This is a genomic window from Microbacterium thalassium, from assembly GCF_014208045.1.
Lineage (GTDB): Bacteria > Actinomycetota > Actinomycetes > Actinomycetales > Microbacteriaceae > Microbacterium > Microbacterium thalassium.
Genome location: NZ_JACHML010000001.1, coordinates 1,389,612 through 1,411,206, shown reverse-complemented (window position 1 = coordinate 1,411,206; position 21,595 = coordinate 1,389,612). Strand labels below are relative to the sequence as shown.

21 protein-coding genes are annotated in these 21,595 nt (G+C 72.0%); 17 read left to right on the top strand and 4 right to left on the bottom strand.

Features of this window, described 5'->3' with window-relative positions:
* The first annotated feature begins 1 nt into the window (after position 1).
* The gene (locus HD594_RS06510) at positions 2 to 2,170 is read left to right on the top strand and encodes a caspase family protein (RefSeq protein WP_184750173.1); all 2,169 of its coding nucleotides are present in this window, start codon (positions 2 to 4) and stop codon (positions 2,168 to 2,170) included.
* A 4-nt stretch (positions 2,171 to 2,174) separates the two neighbouring features.
* Here HD594_RS06510 and HD594_RS06505 read toward each other — a convergent pair whose 3' ends face one another.
* Both HD594_RS06505 and HD594_RS06500 read right to left on the bottom strand, forming a co-directional pair.
* The gene (locus HD594_RS06505) at positions 2,175 to 3,740 is read right to left on the bottom strand and encodes a 5-oxoprolinase subunit B/C family protein (protein ID WP_184750172.1); all 1,566 of its coding nucleotides are present in this window, start codon (positions 3,738 to 3,740) and stop codon (positions 2,175 to 2,177) included.
* A gap of 13 nt (positions 3,741 to 3,753) precedes the next feature.
* Complete coding sequence (locus tag HD594_RS06500) at positions 3,754 to 4,509, bottom strand: 5-oxoprolinase subunit PxpA (RefSeq protein WP_184750171.1); 756 nt, start codon at positions 4,507 to 4,509, stop codon at positions 3,754 to 3,756.
* Positions 4,510 to 4,560: 51 nt separating this feature from the next.
* On the opposite strand from HD594_RS06500, the gene HD594_RS06495 reads away from it, so the two are divergent.
* The 5 genes from HD594_RS06495 (at position 4,561) to HD594_RS06475 (ending at position 8,407) form a co-directional block, all read left to right on the top strand.
* A complete protein-coding gene (locus HD594_RS06495; RefSeq protein ID WP_184750170.1) occupies positions 4,561 to 5,424 on the top strand; it encodes a spermidine synthase in 864 nt (287 codons plus the stop codon).
* A 128-nt stretch (positions 5,425 to 5,552) separates the two neighbouring features.
* The gene (locus HD594_RS06490; RefSeq protein WP_184750169.1) at positions 5,553 to 6,080 is read left to right on the top strand and encodes a hypothetical protein; all 528 of its coding nucleotides are present in this window, start codon (positions 5,553 to 5,555) and stop codon (positions 6,078 to 6,080) included.
* A gap of 30 nt (positions 6,081 to 6,110) precedes the next feature.
* Positions 6,111 to 6,599 (top strand): SprT-like domain-containing protein, encoded by a 489-nt coding sequence (locus tag HD594_RS06485; protein WP_184750168.1) that lies wholly within the window; start codon positions 6,111 to 6,113, stop codon positions 6,597 to 6,599.
* 190 nt (positions 6,600 to 6,789) lie between these two features.
* Complete coding sequence (locus HD594_RS06480; RefSeq protein ID WP_184750167.1) at positions 6,790 to 8,253, top strand: NAD(P)/FAD-dependent oxidoreductase; 1,464 nt, start codon at positions 6,790 to 6,792, stop codon at positions 8,251 to 8,253.
* Between the two features lie 16 nt (positions 8,254 to 8,269).
* Positions 8,270 to 8,407, top strand: a complete 138-nt coding sequence (locus HD594_RS06475; RefSeq protein ID WP_184750166.1) for a hypothetical protein — start codon at positions 8,270 to 8,272, stop codon at positions 8,405 to 8,407.
* 19 nt (positions 8,408 to 8,426) lie between these two features.
* Here HD594_RS06475 and HD594_RS06470 read toward each other — a convergent pair whose 3' ends face one another.
* Complete coding sequence (locus HD594_RS06470) at positions 8,427 to 9,077, bottom strand: 2-phosphosulfolactate phosphatase (protein WP_184750165.1); 651 nt, start codon at positions 9,075 to 9,077, stop codon at positions 8,427 to 8,429.
* Positions 9,078 to 9,116: 39 nt separating this feature from the next.
* Between HD594_RS06470 and HD594_RS06465 the strand changes: the two genes are divergently transcribed.
* From HD594_RS06465 to HD594_RS06415, 11 genes are all read left to right on the top strand, one after another.
* Positions 9,117 to 9,635, top strand: a complete 519-nt coding sequence (locus HD594_RS06465) for a hypothetical protein (protein ID WP_184750164.1) — start codon at positions 9,117 to 9,119, stop codon at positions 9,633 to 9,635.
* Positions 9,636 to 9,707: 72 nt separating this feature from the next.
* A complete protein-coding gene (locus tag HD594_RS06460) occupies positions 9,708 to 10,388 on the top strand; it encodes a hemerythrin domain-containing protein (protein WP_184750163.1) in 681 nt (226 codons plus the stop codon).
* Between the two features lie 219 nt (positions 10,389 to 10,607).
* Positions 10,608 to 11,456: a nitrilase-related carbon-nitrogen hydrolase gene (locus HD594_RS06455; protein WP_184750162.1), complete on the top strand. Its 849-nt coding sequence runs from the start codon at positions 10,608 to 10,610 to the stop codon at positions 11,454 to 11,456.
* 158 nt (positions 11,457 to 11,614) lie between these two features.
* Positions 11,615 to 13,051: a dihydropyrimidinase gene (gene hydA / locus HD594_RS06450; RefSeq protein WP_184750161.1), complete on the top strand. Its 1,437-nt coding sequence runs from the start codon at positions 11,615 to 11,617 to the stop codon at positions 13,049 to 13,051.
* A 100-nt stretch (positions 13,052 to 13,151) separates the two neighbouring features.
* Positions 13,152 to 14,171: a TIGR03842 family LLM class F420-dependent oxidoreductase gene (locus HD594_RS06445; RefSeq protein WP_184752628.1), complete on the top strand. Its 1,020-nt coding sequence runs from the start codon at positions 13,152 to 13,154 to the stop codon at positions 14,169 to 14,171.
* A complete protein-coding gene (locus tag HD594_RS06440) occupies positions 14,168 to 15,118 on the top strand; it encodes an ABC transporter permease (RefSeq protein ID WP_184750160.1) in 951 nt (316 codons plus the stop codon). The genes HD594_RS06445 and HD594_RS06440 overlap by 4 nt, the downstream gene beginning before the upstream one ends.
* Positions 15,115 to 15,948 carry an ABC transporter ATP-binding protein gene (locus HD594_RS06435; protein WP_184750159.1) on the top strand — a complete coding sequence of 278 codons (834 nt, stop codon included), beginning with the start codon at positions 15,115 to 15,117 and terminating at the stop codon, positions 15,946 to 15,948. The genes HD594_RS06440 and HD594_RS06435 overlap by 4 nt, the downstream gene beginning before the upstream one ends.
* Positions 15,945 to 16,775, top strand: coding sequence for an ABC transporter permease (locus HD594_RS06430; RefSeq protein ID WP_184750158.1), 831 nt, complete (start codon positions 15,945 to 15,947; stop codon positions 16,773 to 16,775). The genes HD594_RS06435 and HD594_RS06430 overlap by 4 nt, the downstream gene beginning before the upstream one ends.
* Before the next feature lie 55 nt (positions 16,776 to 16,830).
* Entirely contained in the window at positions 16,831 to 18,006 is a 1,176-nt protein-coding gene (locus HD594_RS06425; protein ID WP_184750157.1) for an ABC transporter substrate-binding protein, read from the top strand.
* A gap of 69 nt (positions 18,007 to 18,075) precedes the next feature.
* Positions 18,076 to 19,386 (top strand): aspartate aminotransferase family protein, encoded by a 1,311-nt coding sequence (locus HD594_RS06420; protein ID WP_184750156.1) that lies wholly within the window; start codon positions 18,076 to 18,078, stop codon positions 19,384 to 19,386.
* A gap of 88 nt (positions 19,387 to 19,474) precedes the next feature.
* Positions 19,475 to 21,007, top strand: coding sequence for a CoA-acylating methylmalonate-semialdehyde dehydrogenase (locus tag HD594_RS06415; protein ID WP_184750155.1), 1,533 nt, complete (start codon positions 19,475 to 19,477; stop codon positions 21,005 to 21,007).
* A gap of 30 nt (positions 21,008 to 21,037) precedes the next feature.
* Here the strand turns inward: HD594_RS06415 and HD594_RS06410 are convergent, their stop codons facing one another.
* Entirely contained in the window at positions 21,038 to 21,481 is a 444-nt protein-coding gene (locus HD594_RS06410) for an Lrp/AsnC family transcriptional regulator (RefSeq protein WP_271171255.1), read from the bottom strand.
* Positions 21,482 to 21,595: the final 114 nt, after the last annotated feature.

Below are 21,595 nucleotides of genomic sequence, written 5' to 3'. Positions count from 1 at the left end.
CATGTCCACTGAGACCACGGAGCCCGCGGGCGCCACCCGCGGCGGCTTCTCGCTCACGCCCGCCCAGCTCGCCCGCATGCGCGGCCACGTCATCCACATGAAGGACGGGCGCCTGGCCGACAAGTCGGTCGCCCGGCCGGGCTCCATCGCCGAGTTCACGACCACAGAGCAGGACGTGAAGAACCTCGTCGCGAAGGACCTGCGGAAGTTCGTCGACGACCACCCCGGCACGCGCGTGCCGGTCGTCATCTGGGCGCACGGCGGCCTCGTCGACAAGGAGTCGGGCTTCGAGACCGCCTTCGAGCAGATCGAGTGGTGGAAGGCCAACGGCGTCTACCCGATCCACATGGTGTGGGAGAGCGGCCTGCTCACGTCCATCGGCGGCGCGATCGCACGCCGCGCGACCGGGGCGCGCGGGTTCTTCGACGTCACCGACAGCGTCATCGAGGTGGCTGCGCGCCTCTTCGGCGGCCGGGGGATCTGGGACGAGATGAAGCTCGACGCCGCGGCGGCCTCGCTCGACGGCGGCGGCGGAGACGTGCTCATCGACGCACTGAGCGCCCTGATCGCCACCGACGAGGTCGACGTCTCGCTGCACGCGATCGGCCACAGCGCCGGTTCCATCTTCCATTCGCACTTCGTCGCGAAGGCGCTGAGCGGCCCGAAGCCGCGCCTGCGCGAGTTCGAGACGGTGACCTTCCTCGCCCCGGCGGTGCGCGTCGACACGTTCGAGTCCACGCTGCTGCCCCTCGCCAAGCGCCAGGCGATCAAGGAGCTGTCGATCTTCACGATGGACGACGAGCACGAGCAGGACGACTCGTGCGTGGGCGTGTACCGCAAATCTCTGCTGTATCTCGTCTCACGCGCGTTCGAGCCGGAGCGGGGCGCGGCGATCCTGGGCATGGAGAAGCACCTGAGCGCCGCCGGCAACACGATGCGGTACCTCGGCGCGGGCAGCGAACGGCTCGTCTACGGACCGGTCACCGGCGGTCCCCGCACGAGCTCCAACGCGACCTCGCACGGCGACTTCGACAACGACGCGCCAACGATGGAGTCCGTCGCGCGCCGCGTCACCGGATCCGGCAGCGTCACACCCTTCGAGCCGCTCGCCCGGGCGAGCCGCGCGGTGCCCCCGCCCCTGCCCGCCCCCGCCCTCGCGGGCGCCCGCGGGGCGGCTCCCGCCCGCCGCGCACTGTGCATCGGCATCGACGCGTATCCGTCGGACCCGCTGTCGGGCGCCGTAGCGGACGCGCGCGACTGGGAGCGCTGGTTCACCGCCGCGGGCTTCGACACCGACGTCATCGTCGACGGCGCCGCCACCCGCGAGGCGGTGCTGGCACGGATGCTGGACGCCGTGGCGACGTCGACGGCCGGCGACAGCCTCGTCATCCAGTACTCCGGCCACGGCACGTTCGTGAAGGACCTGGACGGCGACGAGGACGACGCCGAGACGTTCGGCGCCTACGACGAGGCGCTGTGCCCCGTGGACTTCCGCGACGGCAAGCTCATCATCGACGACGACCTCGCACCGATCTGGGATGTCATCCCCGACGGCGTCGCCGTGACGCTGCTGTTCGACTGCTGCCACTCCGGAACCGCGAGCAGGGGCCTGCCCGCCCGCGCGGACGGTCCCGAGCCGGTCGCGGGGCGCCGCGCGCGCTTCGTGCGGCTGGACGGCCCCACGATCGACCGGTACGAGGCCGAGCGCGCCGTGTTCCGCGGGGATCCGGTGTCCGCCGCGGCGCGCGCGTCGGTGCTCGAGGCCGAGACCGGCCGGGCTGCGAACGTCACGAAGAACCGCCCCGAGGTGGCACGCCGCGAGGTGCTGGTGAGCGCCTGCAAGCCCGACGAGGTCGCGTGGGAGAAGGGCGGCCACGGCGTCTTCACGCAGGCCGCGCTCGGCGTGCTCACGGCGGATCCGGCGATCAGCGCGAAGGCGTTCCTGGCGGCCGTCCTCGACACGCTCGGTCCGGACCGCGACCAGACCCCGGTGCTCACCGGCGACGAGGCGCTCGTGGTCCTGCCGCTCCTCGGCGGCGCCACCGTGTCGGCGCCCGCGGCCGCCCCCGGCGCGCTCCCCGCGGTGCGGGGCACGACCGAAGACGTCCGCGAGGCGGCGATCGTGTCGATCCTCCGGGCGACCGCCGACCTGCTCGAGACCAGAGGCTGAGCGCTCAGCCGGGCACGCGCGCGTGGCGGAAGCGCACGCGCGTGCCCGGTCGCGCCTGCGCGAACGCGTCGATCGCGGCATCCGTCGCCACGGCGATCACCGGGTAGCCGCCCGTCACCGGCCCGTCGGCCATCAGAACCGTCGGCCGCCCGCTCGGGGGGACCTGCAGCGCTCCGGGCACCATCCCTTCGCTGGGCAGCTCGCCGTCGCGGATGCGCTCGAGCTCGGGACCGTCGAGGCGGATGCCGACGCGGTCGGCCTGTCCCGACACCGTCCAGACGGCGTCGTAGAGCAGGTGGCGCGCATCGGGGGTGAACCACGCGGAGCGGGGCCCCGGCGCGAGCTCCACATGGATCTCGGCGTCGGGGGCCGTCCACGGCGCGAGGTCCGCCGCCGGTACCGCGTTCGCGGCGGCATCGGCGAAGCCGACCTCGGCTCCGGCCCGCAGCGGCTCGGGCCCGAGGCCGGCCATCAGATCGGTCGCGCGCGAGCCGAGCACCACGCGGCCGTCCCAGCCCCCGCGCACCGCGAGGTAGGCCCGCGCGCCGTGCGCGAACCAGTCGAGATGAAGCTCCTCGCCCGCGGGCCACGGGAACGCGCGGCCCGGGTCCACGGCGCGGCCGCCGAGGGTCATGGCGCCCCACGCACCGGTGACCGCGGCCCACGCATCCGCCGTCGCGACCGCGCGGAGGCCCCCCATCGTGACCTCGATGCACGCGGCGCCCTCGGGGTTGCCGACCAGCCGGTTCGCCAGTCTCAGCGCGCCGCGGTCGAGCGCCCCCGACAGCGCGACGCCGATCGAGGCCGCGCCCGGACGCCCCAGGTCCTGCAGCGTGGCGAGCAGCCCCGGCTCGGCGATGCGGATGCCGCCCGCGCCGGCTTCCGCCGCATCCGCCCGCCCGGCATCCGTCCGATCCGCATCCGCCTGCCCGAGCACGGCCCCCGCGGCCACCGCGCGCACCGGACGGAACCGCACGTGGTCCCCCGGCGTGAGCAGCGCGGGGGCCGCGGCATCCGCATCGAACAGGACCGCGTCGGTCGTGCCGAGCAGGCGCCAGCCCCCCGGGGTGTCGCGCGGGTACGCCCCGCTGAATTCGCCGGCCACGCCCACGGCGCCCGCGGGCACGCGCGTGCGCGGCGACGCGAGCCGCGGCACGTCGAACGGCCAGTCGTCGCCGACGAGATACCCGAACCCCGGCGCGAAGCCGGTGAAGGCGACGGTCCATTCCGTCCCCGCGTGCCGGGCGACGAGCTCGTCGCGGCTCACGTGCAGCAGGGCCGCCGTCTCGTCGAGGTCGGCTCCGTCGTAGACGACCCCGATCTCGACCGTGCGCGGCTCGGCGGCGGCGGCGCCTGCCTCCGTCCCCTCCGCGCCCTCGATCCACATCCGCGCGGCGGCGAGCGAGAGCACGCGCGGGTCGACCTGGACCAGCACGGTCCGCGCGGCGGGGACCAGATCGACGACGCCGGCGGGACGGGACGCCGCGAGGGCGTCGTGGAGCGACAGCACCTCGGCGAGGGTCGCGACCTCGGCCAGCAGCGCACGCTCGCCCATCGGCAGGATCCGCATCAGCGCCTCCCGCTCACCACGGCGCCCGCACGTCGACCCCGGCCGCGGCGAGCGCCTCCCGCACGGCGCGCGCCATCGTGACGGCCGCCGGCGTGTCCCCGTGGACGCACAGCGACCGCGCCCGCACCTCGATCGCCGTGCCGTCGACGGCGGTCACGGTGCCGGCGACCGCGAGCGCCACGGCGCGCTCGGCGACGGCATCCGGGTCCTCCAGCAGCGCGCCCGCCTCGGCCCGCGGCACGAGCGTGCCGTCGGCGAGGTAGCCGCGGTCGAGGAAGGCCTCCTGCACGAACGGCAGCCCGCGCTCGGAGGCGGCGAGGGCGATCCGCCCGCCGAGCCCGAGGAGCGGCAGCGCCCGCCCGAGCTCCTCCGACAGCGCGGCGACGGTGTCGGCGACGACCTCGGCCTGCTCGGCATCCGCCACGATCGCGTTGTACAGCGCCCCGTGCGGCTTGACGTAGCGGATGTCGGCACCGGCCTCGCGCAGCCGCGCCACCTGCTCGTCGAGGCTCGCCCGCAGCACGGCGGACGGGAGGCTCATCGCGGTGCGCCCGAAGTTCGCCCGGTCGGGGTACGACGGATGCGCTCCGATCGCGACGCTGTGGCGCGCGGCGCGCACGACCGCGTCCCGCACCGACGACGCGTCGCCGGCGTGACCGCCGCACGCGACGCTGGCGCTGGAGATCACCGCGAACATCGCCTCGTCGTCGGCGGTGGGCACGCCCTCGACCGTCTCGCCGAGGTCGGCGTTCAGATCGATCGTGGCCATGCCTCCACGCTAGCCGCGTCCCCGCGCGGCTGGGCGACTACCGTGGACGCCATGGCGCGGTCACGACACGACGCCGACGCCCCGCACGTGCGGCTGTCGGACGGGACGATCGCACGCGTCGTCCCGGGCCGCTACGCGGGCGGCTGGGAGCTCGACGTCGACGGGACGCCGCAGTCGCATGTCGACCTCGACGATCCGACGCACCTGCACTTCGAGTACGTCGCGCGCATGGGCGCCGTCATCGACCGGCTGCGCATGCCGGGTCAGCCGCTGACCGCCGTGCATCTGGGCGCGGGGGCCCTGACGATCCCGCGCTACGTGGAGCACACGCGCCCCGGGTCCCGTCAGCAGGTCGTCGAGATCGAGCAGCCGCTCGTCGACCTCGTGCGCGAGCACCTGCCGCTGCCGCGCGGCGCGTCGATCCGGGTGCGCATCGGCGACGCCCGCGACGTCCTGTCGCGGCTGCCGGCCGGGCTCGTCGGGAACGTCGACCTGCTCGTCTCCGACGTCTACAGCGGCGCGCAGACGCCGGCGCACCTGACGACGCTGGAGTTCTACACGGCGGCGGCGCGGATGCTGGCGCCCGACGGCGTGCTGCTGGTCAACGTCGCCGACGGGGCGGGGCTGGCCTTCGCGCGCCGGCAGGTGGCGACCGTGCGCGCGGTGCTGGAGCACGTCATCGTGCTCGCCGAGGTGCAGACGCTCAAAGGCCGCCGCTTCGGCAACCTCGTCGTGGCGGCCTCCCCCGCGCCGCTGCCGACCGAATGGCTGCCCCGCATCATGGCCGCCGGCCCGCACCCCGCGAAGGTCGCCCAGGGCGCCGAGCTCGACGAGTTCGTGCGCGGAGCGCGCGTGGCCACGGATGCCGATTCCTCGGCGTCGCCGAAGCCGTCGGCATCCGTCTTCGACCGCTGAGCGGGCACCGGCGTCGGGCGCCCGCGCCCGTCCGCGACGGCTCGGCGGCGTCGTCGGCGCGGCGGACGGCGATCGGGCCGGAGCCCGGGCACACTGGATGCCAAGCCTCGCGGGCGAAGGGAGACACGGTGAGCTACATCCTCGGGTATGACCCCGACACGCTGCGCGAGAAGGTCGATCCGCGCCGGTGCACGGAGCGTCTCGCGGAGATCGGCGAGCAGCGCAGCCTTCCGGCCCTGCTCGAGCGCGTGTGGCTGCTGAAGGTCCTCGAGCGACTCGACGAGGCGCTCGTGCTGTCGGACCAGTCGGTGCGCGTGGCGCGCATGGCGGGCACCCGCAAGGATCTGCTGCGCGCGCGCATCCTCCACGCGTCGGTGCAGCAGTGGCGCGGCGCGTACGCGGCCGCCGTGCAGGAGCTCACCACGTGCGCCGCGGAGGCCGAGGGTCAGGAGTGGTCCGGCATCGCCGCCTTCGCCTACCAGCACCGCGGCAAGACCCACTTCGACTCCGGCGACTACGACCTGGCCCGCTCGGACTTCAAGCGGGCGCTGTTCCTCCGCCAGGACGCGGGCGCCACCGACGAGCAGCTGGAATCGACGCTGCTGGCCGTCGACGCCGCCGACCGCCGGCGCGCGGCCGCCGTGGTCGCCAGCTGAGTGTCGTAGGTACGTTCTAACGTCACCGACATGTCGGAACTGCGCGATGTCCGCCGCTGGGCGGACGCCCTCATCACCCTCCACCTCGACGCATCGTGGACATTCGCGTTCGACAACGCCAAGCGCCGGGCCGGGCTCTGCGACTACACCCGCAAGCGCATCAGCGTGTCGCGCTACCTCGCGGCGCGCTACGACGACGACACGAACCATCAGACGCTGCTGCACGAGGTCGCGCACGCCCTCGCGGGGCCCGGCGCGGGGCACGGGCCGCGGTGGAAGGCGCAGGCGCGCGAGCTCGGCTACGTCGGCGGCACCACGCACCGCGGCGAGACCGCGACCGACCTCGCCCCGTGGGTCGGAGTGTGCCCGGGCGGGCACGTCGCGTACCGCCACCGGCGTGTGACGCGCGCGACGTCGTGCGCCAAGTGCGCTCCGCACTTCGACGACCGGTACCTCTTCGCATGGACGCGCCGTGAGATCACGCCCGCGACGCGACTGGCGGCGCTGACGCCGCGCTGACGCGACGCCCGCGACGCGACTGGCGGCGCTGACGCCGCGCTGACGCGACGCCCGCGACGCGTCTGGCGGCGCTGACGCCGCGCTGACACCCGGTCTCCCGGCCGACGACGGGACCAACGTCCCCCTCCGCGATATACCCCCGGGGGCATTATTGACCCGTCGGCCACGGAGGCCGGGAATCGAGGCGAGGATGTCGACCGTCGTCGTTCTGGGAGCAGGGGTGGCCGGCCACACCGCGGCGCTGACGCTGCGCCGCAAGCTCGGGCGCGGGCACCGCGTGATCGTGGTGTCGCCGAATTCGACGTGGAACTGGATCCCCTCCAACATCTGGGTGGGCGTGGGGCGGATGCAGCCCCAGGCGGTGGTGTTCCCCCTCGAGCCGGTGTACCGCCGCAAGCGCATCGACTTCCGCCAGGCCAAGGCCGTCGCGATCCGCCCCGACGGCGACGAGGAGTCCCCGCAGGGCGCCGTCGACATCGAGTACACCGGGCAGGGCCGCGTGGGCGAGACCGAGCGGATCCGCTTCGACTACCTCGTCAACGCGACCGGGCCGATGCTCAACTTCGGCGCGACGCCCGGTCTCGGGCCCGACGCCGGCAACACCGTCTCGGTGTGCACGCCCGCGCACGCCGTCGAGGCATCCGCACAGCTCTCCGAGGCGATCGGCCGCTGCCGCGACGGAGAGCACCTGCGGTTCGTCGTCGGCGTCGGCCACGGGCAGTGCACGTGCGAGGGTGCGGCGTTCGAGTACGCCTTCAACGTCGAGCAGGAGCTCGAGCGGGCCGGCGTCCGCGACCGCGCCGACGTCGTCTACCTCAGCAACGAGCCGGCGCTGGGCGACTTCGGCGTCGGCGGGATGTCGTTCGAGACCCCCGACGGGCCGGTCTCGGGCGAGCAGTTCATGGCGAGCCTGTTCCACGAGCGCGGCATCCGCGCGGTGGCGCGCGCGGCGGTGACCGAGGTCGACGCATCCGCCATCCACTACGTGCACGAGGACGGTGCGCCGCAGGAGCTCTCGTACGACTTCGCCATGCTGCTGCCGCCCTTCCGCGGCGTGCCCCTGAAGGCGTACGACCGCGCGGGCGAAGACGTCACCGACCGGTTCTTCGCGCCGAGCGGCTTCATGCGCGTCGACGCGGACTACAGCCCCAAGGCGCCGGAGGAGTGGTCCGGCGACGACTGGCCGTCGACGTATCAGGTGCCCGGCTACCCGAACATGTTCGCCGTGGGCATCGCGTTCGCCCCGCCGCACGCCATCAGCACGCCGATGAGCACTCCGGACGGCGTGGCGATCGCCCCGGCGCCGCCGCGCACCGGCATGCCGTCGGGCGCGATGGGCAAGGCCGCGGCGCTGAGCATCGCCGGCATGGTCCGCCACGGCGCCGGGACCGCGCCGCACCGCGCGTCGATGGCGGAGCTCCCCGCCGCCTGCATCGCCTCGACCGGCACGGGCTTCGCCCGCGGCACGGCGGTGGCGATGACCATGACGCCGATCGTGCCCGATTTCGCCAAGCGACCGGACTCCCACGGACGCGACGCGACGCGCACCGTGGGCGAGATCGGGCTGGCGGCGCACTGGCTCAAGCGCATGCTCCACACGGCCTTCCTGTACAAGGCGAAGGCCTACCCGTTCTGGTACCTGATCCCCGAATGAACCGGGAGGGACTGACATGACCACGGCACAGCAGCTGATCGACACGGCCGCCGATCCGTCCGCCGCCGAACTGCGACGACGCTCGAACTGGTTCCTCCAGGGCTGGCGCTTCGTCGTGCTCGGCTGGCGGATGTTCCGCCTGGCCCAGCACTGACCCGCGAGGGCGGCCCCGGTCAGAGGGCCCGGAAGTACCCCGCGTCGAGCACCGGGACGGCGGTGGCGACATCGACCTGCGCGGCGAGCGCGACATCGCCCTGCTCGCCGCGCGCGATCAGCTCCTGACCCGAACCGCTCGCACTGACGAGGTGTCGCACAGCGCCCCCGAGTCCGCGGAACGCTTCGCCGGCGGCTGCGGCCTCGGGCGACGTGTGGTCGATGCCGTGCTCGCCGAGCGCGTCGATGATGGCCCCCGCGCCGAGCATGTCCTCCACGGCGAAGCGCACGGGATCGTGCGGGTCGGAGCCGATGCGCTCGCCGGCGGCGATCACCGCGACGCTCGTCCGCTCGCCGCGACGATCCTGCTCGTCGGCGACCGCCTGGGCGACGGCGGCGGCGTTGCGCAGGCACCCGAGCAGCACGAGACCCGACGAGAGCGTGGCCCGCCCGGCGACCGGCGCACCGTTCAGCGACACCGCGTGGGCGTCGTCGTCCAGCAGCACGCGCTCACCGGACGCGACCGCCTCGGTGATCGCCGTCGAGTACCGCAGCACATCCACCACCACGACGACATCGGCGGGTGCGAGCCGGCCGAGGCCGATCGCGCCCCACTCGTGGCGGACCTGATAGCGCTGCTGGTCGTACGGGCTGGAGATATGGTCGGGCATCCTTCCAGGGTACGTGGTGGGTGGTGCGACACTGGGGGCATGCGCATCCTGCTCAAGCTCGTGATCGACTGCGACGCGGATGCCGCCTGGCGCGCGCTCCATTCGCCTCGCGCCGTGGCCGAGCTGTACGGACCCCTGCTCGAGGTCGCGCCGATGTCGGCCGGGGGCCTCCCCACACGGTTCGAGCCCGGCGCCGACGTCCCGGTGTCGATAGCGGCCGCGGGTGTTCCCCTCGGCGACCAGCTCATCCACATCAGCGACCGCTGCGTCGAGGACTCCCGGGGCCCCGTGCGCATCCTCCGCGACTCGGGCATCCCGCTCACGGGGCCCCTCGCGGCACTCGATGTGTGGGACCACCAGATGGCCGTCTCCCCCGCGCCCGGCGACCCGTCGAAGACGCTGTGGCGGGACCGCCTCGCGATCGGGGGCGCCGCCGCGCCGGCGCTGTGGCCGGTGCTGTGGGCCACGTGGCAGTGGCGCGCGGCGCGCATCCACGCCATGGCTCCGACGTGGGCGCACGACCCCGAGCCCGCGCCCGAGCCGACCGAGCCGGCCTGACCGCGCCGCCGGCATCCCCTTTCGCCGGGGAGGCGTGCGCGCTATCTTCGGGCCCTGACAGGGGAGGCTCTCATGCCCGCACAAGCAATGCCCTCCAGCGGCGGTGAGCCGCAGCAGCCCAAGACGTGCGATGCCAGTGGCATGGCGATGATCCATCGCGTGTTCCGCTCCGGGTTCGGCGAAGGTTCCGACTTGGTGCGCGCGGTCCGCGCCGGCGACACCGCGCACGCCGACGCCGTGGCCACCCAGCTGAACATGCTCTCGGTCAGCCTCCACGCCCACCACGAGGGTGAGGACGCGCGGCTGTGGGGTCCGCTCGAGGAGCGCGCGCCGGCGTGCGCCGTACACGTCGAGCGCATGAAGAAGCAGCACGCCGAGATGCTGGTGCACCTGCGCGAGCTCGACCGCGCCCTCCCGGCGTGGCGCACCGCGGCGAGCGATCCCGACGCGGTCCTGCAGGCTCTCGACGGCATCAACGCCGCGCTCGCCGTGCACCTGCCCGACGAGGAGGAGAACATCGTGCCGGTGATGGAGACGACCATCACCGAGAAGGAGGCCGACTGGTTCTCGGAGCACGGACGCAGGGCGACGCCGAAGGGCCAGACGTGGAACATGATCGGGACCGTGCTGCGCGCCCAGCCCGATCCCGACGCGTTCCTGCGCGAGGAGTTCCCGCCGCCGTTCCGGCTCGTGTGGCGCATGATCGGCCGGTCGCGGTACGAGAAGAACCGCGCCCTCATCGAAGGGCGCTGATCGGCGACGGGCCGCCACCGCGCTCCCGCGACGTGCGCGCGCGCTGCACGCACCCCCCTGCCGCGCGCGCCGCCGAGGCTTTACTGTTCGGACATAGGCCGAAACCGCGGGGAAATGTGGGCGCAGAATGATCGGCTCACGGGGTGGAACCCACCGGACCCGACCCGGTCCCCCGTCGGCCCAGGCCGAAGCGGTGCAGCAATGGACGGGGGATGGACCATGACCACGGTACGCGCGGCGATCTCGCAGACGACCTGGACGGGCGACAAGGAGTCGATGCTCGACAAGCACGAGGGCTTCGCGCGGGACGCCGCGGCTCAGGGCGCCCAGGTGATGTGCTTCCAGGAGCTGTTCTACGGCCCCTACTTCGGGATCACGCAGGACAAAAAGTACTACCGGTTCGCCGAGCCCGCTGACGGCCCCATCGTGCAGCGCTTCGCCGACGTGGCCAAGGAGCTCGGCATCGTGATGGTGCTCCCCATCTACGAGGAGCAGCAGACCGGCGTGTACTACAACACCTCGGTGCTGGTGGATGCCGACGGCACGATCCTCGGCCAGTACCGCAAGAACCACATCCCGCACGTGGAGAAGTTCTGGGAGAAGTTCTACTTCCGTCCCGGCAACATGGGCTACCCCGTCTTCGAGTCGGCCGTCGGCAAGGTCGGCATGTACATCTGCTACGACCGGCACTTCCCCGAGGGATGGCGGGAGCTCGGCCTGAACGGCGCGCACATGGTGTTCAACCCGAACGCGACCAAGCCCGGCCTGTCGAACCGTCTGTGGGAGATCGAGGGCCCGGCCGCGGCCGTCGCGAACGGCTACTACGTGCTCCAGCCGAACCGCGTGGGCCTCGAGGACAACGAGTACGGCGACGACGCGGTGTTCTTCTACGGCAACAGCCAGGTGATCGACCCGCGCGGCAACTTCGTCGGCGACATCGGCTCGAGCGAGCACGAGGAGCTGCTGGTGCGCGACCTCGACCTGGACCTCGTGCAGCAGATGCGCGACGACTGGCAGTTCTACCGCGACCGCCGTCCCGACACCTACGGCGACATCGTCGCCCCTTGACCACCGCCCCCACCCTCATGCGCACCCGGTCAGACGAGCGAAGCGGCGCGGCCTCCGCGACCGCTGGCATCGGGTCTGGCGGGAGGCGGCCGCAGGCCGCCGGGGGCATGCGGTCGCGGAGGCCGCGCCGCGCAGCGGACATCTGAAGAGGAGAGAGCATGGCAACCACACTCATCAAGGGAGGCACCGTCGTCTCGGCCACCGGCCGCGGCGAGGCGGACGTCCTCATCGACGGCGAGACGATCGTCGCCGTGCTCGCGCCGGGGTCGGAGCTGCTCGGCACCGACCTCACGGCGTCCGTGGACACCGTCGTCGACGCGACCGGCAAGTACGTGATCCCGGGCGGGATCGACGCGCACACCCATATGCAGCTGCCGTTCGGCGGCACGAGCGCCAGCGACACGTTCGAGACCGGCACGCGCGCCGCCGCGTGGGGCGGCACGACCACGATCGTCGACTTCGCCGTGCAGAAGTACGGCGAGCGCGTGGAGGACGGGCTGGCCCACTGGCATGAGCTGGCCGCCGGCAACTGCGCGATCGACTACGGCTTCCACCAGATCATCGGCGGCGTCGACGAGGACTCCCTCGCGGCGATGCCGAGGCTCATCGACGAGGGCGTGTCGAGCTTCAAGCTCTTCATGGCCTACCCCGGGGTGTTCTACTCCGACGACGCCCAGATCCTCAAGGCCATGCAGATCTCGGCCGAGACGGGCCTGCTGACGATGATGCACGCCGAGAACGGTCCCGCGATCGACGTTCTCGCCGAGCAGCTGGTCGCGAAGGGCAACACCAGCCCGTACTTCCACGGCAAGGCCCGTGCGTGGCAGATGGAGGAGGAGGCCACGCACCGCGCCATCATGCTGTCGAACCTCACCGGCGCCCCGCTGTACGTCGTGCACGTGAGCGCGAAGCAGGCCGTCGAGCAGCTCGCGTGGGCGCGCGACAACGGCCAGAACGTGTTCGGCGAGACGTGCCCGCAGTACCTGTACCTGTCGCTCGAGGAGCAGCTGGGCGCGACGAGCGAGGAGTGGGGCGACTTCGAGGGCGCCAAGTGGGTGTGCTCGACGCCGCTGCGCTCGCGCGCCGAGGGCCACCAGGACCACATGTGGCAGGCGCTGCGCACGAACGACCTGCAGATGGTCTCGACCGACCACTGCCCGTTCTGCATGAAGGACCAGAAGGAGCTGGGCCTGGCGGACTTCCGCGCGATCCCCAACGGCATCGGGTCGGTCGAGCACCGCATGAACCTCATGTACCAGGGCGTCGTGACCGGCGAGCTGAGCCTCGAGCGCTTCGTGGAGCTGACCTCGACGACGCCGGCGCGCATGTTCGGCATGTACGGCAAGAAGGGCGTCATCCAGCCGGGAGCCGACGCCGACATCGTCGTCTACGACCCGAACGGGCACACCTCGATCGGGTACGAGAAGACCCATCACATGAACATGGACCACTCCGCGTGGGAGGGCTACGAGATCGACGGCCACGTCGACACGGTCATCGCCCGCGGCAAGATCATCGTCGACGACGACCAGTACCTGGGGTCCAAGGGCGACGGCAAGTACCTCAAGCGGGGCCTCAGCCAGTACCTGCTCTGACCCGCACCGACCGGTGTCCCGCGTCCGGTCGCCCGGCGAAGCCCCCGGCGCCCGGAAGCGGGACGTGAACCACCCCGACACCAGAGAGGCAGTGAACGACATGGACTTCGGCGTCGTCCTGCAGACAAACCCGCCCGCGGCGCGCACCGTGCAGCTGGCCAAGCTGGCCGAGGCCCACGGCTTCAGCCACGTGTGGACCTTCGACTCGCACCTGCTGTGGGAGGAGCCGTACGTCATCTACTCGGCGATCCTCGCGCAGACGAACCGCATCACCGTCGGGCCGTTCGTGACGAATCCGGCCACGCGCGACTGGACGGTCACGGCATCCGTCTTCGCCACGCTCAACGAGATGTACGGCAACCGCACGGTGTGCGGCATCGGCCGCGGCGATTCGGCCGTGCGGGTCACCAACGGCCGGCCGTCGTCCATGGCGGAGCTGCGCGAGTCGATCCACGTGATCCGCGAGCTCGCGAACTCGCGAGCCGTGGAGTACAAGGGCTCGACGCTGCAGTTCCCGTGGAGCCGCGGCTCGGAGCTGGAGGTGTGGGTCGCCGCGTACGGACCGATGGCGCTCAAGCTCACCGGCGAGGTGGGCGACGGGTTCATCCTGCAGCTGGCCGACCTCGACATCGCGGCCTGGATGATCAAGACGGTCCGGGATGCCGCCGAGGCCGCGGGCCGAAACCCCGACGACATCGCGTTCTGCGTCGCCGCGCCGATGTACATCGGCGACGACATCGGGCACATGCGCGACCAGACCCGCTGGTTCGGCGGAATGGTCGGCAACCACGTGGCGGACATCGTCGCGAAGTACGGCCACCAGGGCGACGGGGTGCCGCAGGCGCTGACCGACTACATCGCGGGCCGCACCGGCTACGACTACAACACGCACGGCAAGTCCGACAACGACCACGTGGACTTCGTGCCCGACGAGATCGTCGACCGCTTCTGCATCCTCGGCACCGCCGAGCAGCACATCGAGAAGCTGAAGGCGCTCGCCGAGCTCGGCGTCACGCAGTTCGCCGGCTACCTGCAGCACGACAACAAGGAGGAGACGATGCGGGTCTACGGCGAGACCGTGATCCCCGCACTCGCCGACCATGTGACGGCCAAGTCATGACGGCCGCCCCGCCCGCTTCCCGCACCCCGGCTCGCGCCGCGCGATCCCTCGCGCGGACGCGCCGCTGGTACGCGGTCGGGTGGGGTGTGCTCGGCGTCCTCGCGGTCATCGCGCTGTGGGAGCTGTACAAGTTCCTCGGTCCCGCCGAGGGCCTGGTCGTCGGCGCCGTCGAGGGCGAGACCGGATCGGGCGTCATGCTCCTCCCCCGCACCCACGACCGCGCCATGCCGCACGTGTGGGACATGGTGGCGCGCCTGTTCGAGCCCACGAGCGGCGGAGCGACACCGCCCCTGTGGGTGTCGGTGGCCGCGGCGGCGGCGCTGACCCTCGGCATCGCGGCCGTCGGCTGGGTCATCGGCGTCATCGTCGGCGGCATCCTCGGCCTCGTCATGCAGCGGTGGCGGCTGGTCGAGTGGGGCCTGCTGCCGTGGATCGTCGTCAGCCAGATCGTGCCGCTGATCGCCTTCGCACCCGTCGTGAACGCGATCGGCAACCAGATCGACCGCGACGTGATGCCGTGGCCGCAGTGGCTGTCGGTGGCGGTCATCGCGTCGTATCTGGCGTTCTTCCCGGTCGCGGTGGGGGTCCTGCGCGGCCTCGCCGCGCCCGACCGCATCCATGTCGACCTGATGCGCACGTACGCCGCCGGATACTGGGCGACCCTGCTGCGTCTGCGGCTGCCGGCATCCGTTCCCTACCTGCTGCCGGCGCTGCGCCTCGCCGCGGCGAACGCCGTCGTCGGCGCCGTCGTCGCCGAGGTGTCGATCGGCATGCGCGGCGGCATCGGCCGCATGCTGCTGCAGCTCGCGGGGCAGGCGTCGGCCGACCCCGCCGCCCCGTGGGGCCCCACCTTCGGGTCGATCCTCATCGGCCTCATCGCCGCCGGCTCCGTCGCGCTTCTCGGGATCGGCCTGAAGAACTACCGCAGAGGAGAGGCGACCGCATGACCGGACGCACGACGGATGCCGCCCCGGCGGGCACGACCACGACCGCTCCGGCGGTCTCGGCCAGCGGCGTCGAGAAGGTCTTCGCGACCAAGACCGGCGACATCACCGCCCTCACCGACGTGCACCTCGAGGTGGCCGCGGGCGAGTTCGTCTCGCTCATCGGCCCGTCCGGGTGCGGCAAGTCGACGCTGCTGCGGCTCATCGCGGACCTCGACGGACCGACGGCGGGGTCGCTGGAGATCTTCGGCAAGCCCGCCGCGCAGGCCCGCGCCGACCAGGATTACGGCATCGCGTTCCAGCAGGCGGGGCTCCTCCCGTGGCGCACCGTCGCGGGGAACATCTCGCTGCCGCTCGAGCTGCACGGGCACGCTCGCGCCGAGCGGACCGCGCGGGTGGCCGAGCTCGCCGAGCTGGTGAACCTCTCGGACTTCGTCGACCGCTACCCCGACGAGCTGTCCGGCGGCATGCAGCAGCGCGTCGCGATCGCGCGTGCGCTGGCGGCGAGCCCCCGCCTGCTGCTGATGGACGAGCCGTTCGGCGCCCTCGACGAGATGACGCGCGAGTATCTGCAGTCGGAGCTCACGCGCATCGCCGCCGAGACCGGCGCCGCCGTCGTCTTCGTCACGCACTCGATCCCCGAGGCGGTGTTCCTGTCGGACCGCGTCGTCGTCATGAGCCCCCGCCCGGGCCGCATCACCGAGGTCGTCGAGACGACCTTCGGCGACACCCGCGACGAGGACCTGCGCGAGTCGCCGGCGTACTTCGAGCGCGTCACCGCGGTGCGCGAGGCGCTGCACGGCACCCGCATCGAGAGGGCGAACGAGCGATGACGGCCGCACCGCCCGGCAATGTCGGGCTCACGCGCGCGAAGCCGGTGCGCCGGCTGCCCTCCGAGCGCCCGCTGCCGCCGTGGCTGCGGATCGTCGCGCCGATCGCGGTCGGGGTCATCGGCCTGGTGCTGTGGGTGCTGTGGGTGGATGTGCTCGGCGCGGCGCCGCGGATGCTCCCGAGCCCGTTCGCGGTCATCGCCGAGTTCATCGCCCGCTGGGGCATCATCTCGGAGGACATGCTCATCACGGGCACGAACGCCCTGATCGGCCTCGCTTTCGGCACGCTCTTCGCGCTCGTGCTCGCCGGGCTCGCCGCCGCGATCGGGCCCGCGGATCAGATGATGGCACCGTTGGTCGCGGCGATCGCGGTCGTCCCGATCGTCGCCCTCACGCCGATCTTCAACACGATGTTCGGCGCCTCCAGTCAGTTCGGCCGCATCGCCGTCGCGACCATCGCGGCGTTCGTGCCGGTGTTCATCAACGTGCTGCGCGGCCTTCGCCAGACCGATCCCGTCCACCGCGACCTGATGCGCGCCTCGGCAGCATCCGCCTCCCAGACGTTCCGCCATCTGACGCTGCCCGCGGCCCTCCCCCACCTCATGACCGGTCTGCGCATCGCGAGCTCGCTCGCGGTGATCGCGGCTCTCGTCGCCGAGTACTTCGGCGGTCCAGCCGACGGCATCGGCACCGCCATCGCCACGTACGCCAAGTCGGGGCGCGCGGCGCTCGCGTGGGCGTACGTTCTCGGCGGCATCCTCATCGGGCTCATCTTCTTCCTCGCCACGTCGCTCCTGGAGCGGCTCGTGACGAGGCGTCCGCCGGTCTGACCGGCACCTGCACCACCAGCACCACCCAGCACCACCCCATCGTGAAAGGAACACCATGAGACACAGCATCCGACGCGGCCTGGTCGCCGCGTCCACCCTGACCGTCGCGGCCCTCACGCTCGCGGCGTGCTCGGGCGGCACGAGCGAGTCGACGGACGACGCCACGACGGACGAGTTCGAGCCGCTCACCGAGATCAGCCTGCAGCTGCAGTGGCTGCCCCAGGCGCAGTTCGCCGGGTACTACATCGCCCAGGAGATGGGCTACTTCGAGGAGGAGGGCTTCGACGCGGTCGAGATCGTCCCGTCCGGCGGCGACATCGTGCCGCAGGACGCCCTCGTCGCCGGCGACGTCGACTTCGCCATCGCGTGGGTGCCCAAGGTGCTCGGCACGCTCGAGGCCTCGGGCGTCGAGCTGACCGACATCGCCCAGGTCTTCCAGTCCTCGGGCACCCTGCAGGTGTCGTGGGCGGACGACGGCATCGCGTCGGTCGCGGACTTCGAGGGCAAGCGGATCGGCTCGTGGGGCTTCGGCAACGAGTGGGAGATCTTCGCGGCGATGGCCGCCGAGGGACTCGATTCGACCACCGTGTCGATCACCACGCAGGACTTCTCGATGAACGCCCTGCTCGACGGCGACGTGGATGCCGCGCAGGCGATGACCTACAACGAGTGGGCGCAGATCCTCGAGGTCGTCAACCCCGAGACCGGCGAGCTGTACCAGCCCGAGGACTTCGACGTCGTGTCGTACGAGGAGACCGAGGGCGCCATGCTGCAGGACGCCATCTGGGCCGACACCGAGCGCCTCGACTCCGACCCGGCCTACGCCGACGCCGCGGTGCGCTTCCTCAAGGCGATCACCAAGGGCTGGCTGTACGCCCGCGACAACCCCGAGGACGCCGCGAGCATCGTCTACGACATCGCCTCGAACGCCGAGGCGGCCTTCCCGGTCGGTCCCGTGCACCAGCTGTGGCAGATGAACGAGGTCAACAAGCTCATCTGGACGGGTGCGGACTTCGGCGTCGTCGACGCGGCGGCGTGGGACAAGACCGTCGCGGGCGCACTGTCGGCCGTCAACCAGGACGGCCTCGAGCTGATCACCGCCGAGCCGAGCGACACCGCCTACTCCAACGAGTACATCGAGCAGGCGCTGGCGGAGCTCGCCGATGAGGGCGTCGAGGTCTCGGGCGAGTACACCCCGATCGAGGTCACCCTCACCGAGGGCGGCCAGTAACCCTCTCCTCTGTGGGGCGTCGCGGCGAGGCCGTGGCGCCCCACACCCATTTCCGGAAGGATCGGCCTCATGACCGAAGATCTCGACGCCCGCGCGAAGGAGCTCGACCGCGCGCACGTGTTCCACTCGTGGCTCGCGCAGGCGGGCCTGGACCTCCCCGTCGTGGCGGGCGGGTCGGGCACGACGGTGTGGGATCACGCCGGCAACCGGATGCTGGACTTCTCGAGCCAGCTCGTCAACGTCAACATCGGCCACCAGCATCCGAAGGTGGTCGCCGCGATCCAGGAGCAGGCCGCCGAGCTCGCGACGATCGGGCCCGCGACGGCACACCTCAAGCGCGGCGAGGCCGCCGCGCGCATCGTCGCGAAGGCCCCCGAGGGCTTCTCGAAGGTGTTCTTCACCAACGGCGGGGCCGATGCCATCGAGAACGCGATGCGCATGGCCCGGCTGAGCACGGGACGCGACACCGTGCTGTCGACCTATCGCTCGTACCACGGCAACACCGGCGGAGCCATCGTCGCCACCGGCGACTGGCGACGCATGCCGAATCAGTACGCGCGCGGCCACGCGCACTTCTTCGGGCCGTACCTGTACCGCTCGGAGTTCTGGGCGACGACGCCCGAAGAGGAGTCCGCCCGGGCGCTGCACCATCTCGAGCGCGTCATCCAGGCCGAGGGGCCGCAGACGATCGCCGCCGTGCTGCTGGAGTCCGTCCCCGGCACCGCCGGCGTGCTCATCCCGCCGCCGGGCTATCTCGCCGGCGTCCGCGCGCTGTGCGACAAGCACGGCATCGTGCTGATCCTCGACGAGGTCATGGCGGGTTTCGGGCGCACCGGACGCTGGTTCGCGTTCGACGGCTACGACGTCGTCCCCGACCTCATCACCTTCGCCAAGGGTGTGAACTCCGGGTACGTGCCCATCGGCGGCGTCATCATCTCGGATCCGATCGCGGAGGTCTTCGACGAGCGCGTCTTCCCGGGCGGACTGACCTACTCGGGTCATCCGCTCGCGGCGGCGTCCATCGTCGCCTCGATCGACGCCATGGAGTCCGAGGGGATCGTCGACCACGCGGCGGTCATCGGGGCGTCGGCCATCGGGCCGGGGCTGCTCGACCTGGCGCACCGGCATCCGCTCGTCGGCGAGGTGCGCGGCGAGGGTGTGTTCTGGGTCGCCGAGATGGTGAGCGACCGCGACACCCGCGAGCCGCTTCCGGCCGCGGGCATGGGCGCGCTGAAGAAGGAGATCATCGCGCGCGGCGTCATGCCGATGATCGTCGAGAACCGCCTGCACGTCGTGCCGCCGTGCGTGGTCACCCCCGACGAGGTCGCCCAGGCGCTGGCGGTCTTCGACGAGGCGCTCACGGTCGTCGGGAGTGCCTGAGCCGGTCGTCGAGGGGGTTGCGTCCTGGGCAACCGGGCGCAGACTGGAAGACGGCCCCCACGAAGGGCCCTCAATGGAGAGGACCGACATGACCGACACCAGCACCCTCGAGCACGCGGCGCCCGCCGCCACCGCGATCGTCGACCACTGGGTGGGAGGAGCGGCCTGGGCCGGCGGATCCGACCGCACGGGCGACGTCTACAACCCCGCTCTGGGGGCGGTGCAGCGCGAAGTGCGGTTCGCGACGGCCGGCGACGTCGACCACGCGGTCGAGGTCGCGTCGGACGCGTTCGCGTCGTGGCGCGACGTCAGCATCGCCAAGCGCCAGCAGGTGATGTTCGCGTTCCGCGAGATCGTGAACGCCCGCAAGGACGAGCTCGCGCAGATCCTCACCAGCGAGCACGGCAAGGTGCTCGCCGACGCGCACGGCGAGATCGCGCGCGGCCTCGAGGTCGTCGAATTCGCGTGCGGCCTCGGGCAGCTGACGAAGGGCGCCTACAGCGAGAACGCCTCGAGCGGCATCGACGTGTACACGCTCCGCCAGCCGCTCGGCGTGGTGGGCATCATCAGCCCCTTCAACTTCCCGGCGATGGTGCCGATGTGGTTCTTCTCGATCGCGATCGCCGCCGGCAACGCCGTCGTGCTCAAGCCCAGCGAGAAGGATCCGTCCGCGGCGAACTGGATGGCCGCCGCCCTCGCCGAGGCGGGACTGCCCGACGGGGTCTTCAACGTCGTGCACGGCGACAAGGTCGCCGTCGACGCGCTGCTGGAGCATCCGGACGTCCGCTCGATCTCGTTCGTGGGTTCGACCCCCATCGCCCGGTACGTGTACGAGACGGGCACGCGCGCGGGCAAGCGCGTGCAGGCGCTGGGCGGCGCGAAGAACCACATGCTCGTGCTGCCGGACGCCGATCTGGATCTCGCCGCCGACGCGGCCGTCAACGCGGGGTTCGGCTCGGCCGGCGAGCGATGCATGGCGATCTCGGTGGTGCTCGCGGTCGACACGATCGCCGACGCGCTGGTCGGGAAGATCGCGGAGCGCATGGCGACGCTCCGCACGGGCGACGGCACCCGCGGCTGCGACATGGGCCCGCTCATCACCGGCGCCCACCGCGACAAGGTCGCCGGCTACGTCGACGTCGCCGCGGGCGACGGCGCGACCGTGGTGGTCGACGGGCGGGGCATCGACGTCGACGGCGACCCGAACGGCTTCTGGGTGGGTCCGACGCTGCTCGACCAGGTGCCGACGACGTCGGCGGCGTACCGCGAGGAGATCTTCGGGCCGGTGCTGTCGGTCGTGCGCATCGAGGGCTACGAGGACGGTCTCGAGCTGATCAACTCCGGCGCCTTCGGCAACGGCACGGCGATCTTCACGAACGACGGCGGCGCCGCCCGGCGGTTCCAGCGCGAAGTCGAGGTCGGCATGATCGGCATCAACGTGCCGATCCCGGTGCCGGTGGCGTATCACTCGTTCGGCGGCTGGAAGGCGTCGCTGTTCGGCGACGCGAAGGCCTACGGCCCCCACGGGTTCGAGTTCTTCACCGCCGAGAAGGCGATCACGAGCCGCTGGCTGGACCCGTCGCACGGCGGCATCAACCTCGGGTTCCCGCAGCACACCTGATCGCCGCGGTCCGGGGCGCCCCGCCCCCGCTCAGCTCACCAGGGGCCGATTCTCGAAGAAGGTCTGCAGCACGACGGTGGTGCGGGTGTTCACGGAGGCGGCGGCGCGGATGTCGCGGATGAGCCCCTCGAGGCGTCGCGGGCTCTCGACGCGCGCGAACAGCAGGTAGGCGGCGTCACCGGCGATGGAGTGGCACGACAGGATCTCGGGGAGGTGCTCGAGCAGTTCCGGGGCGTTGTCGGGCTGAGCCGGGTCCAGCGGCGTGATCTCGATGAACGCCGACAGGGGCTTGCCCGCGGCCTCAGGGTCCACGACCGCGCGGTACCCCGTGATGACGCCGCGCGCCTCGAGCCGCTTCAGGCGGGCCTGGACCGCCGACACCGAGAGCCCTGCGGCCGCGGACAGGTCGGCCAGCGTCATGCGCCCGTCGCGCGAGACCTCGCCGACGATGCGCGCGTCGATCGCGTCGTCGATGCGCGGGGCGGATGCGGGTGCGCTCTGCTCGTTCGCCGTCATGTCCCCGACCATACCGGCAGATACCCCGTTCACCGGACTATTTCCGGCTAGGGTCAGGCATCGACGATTTTC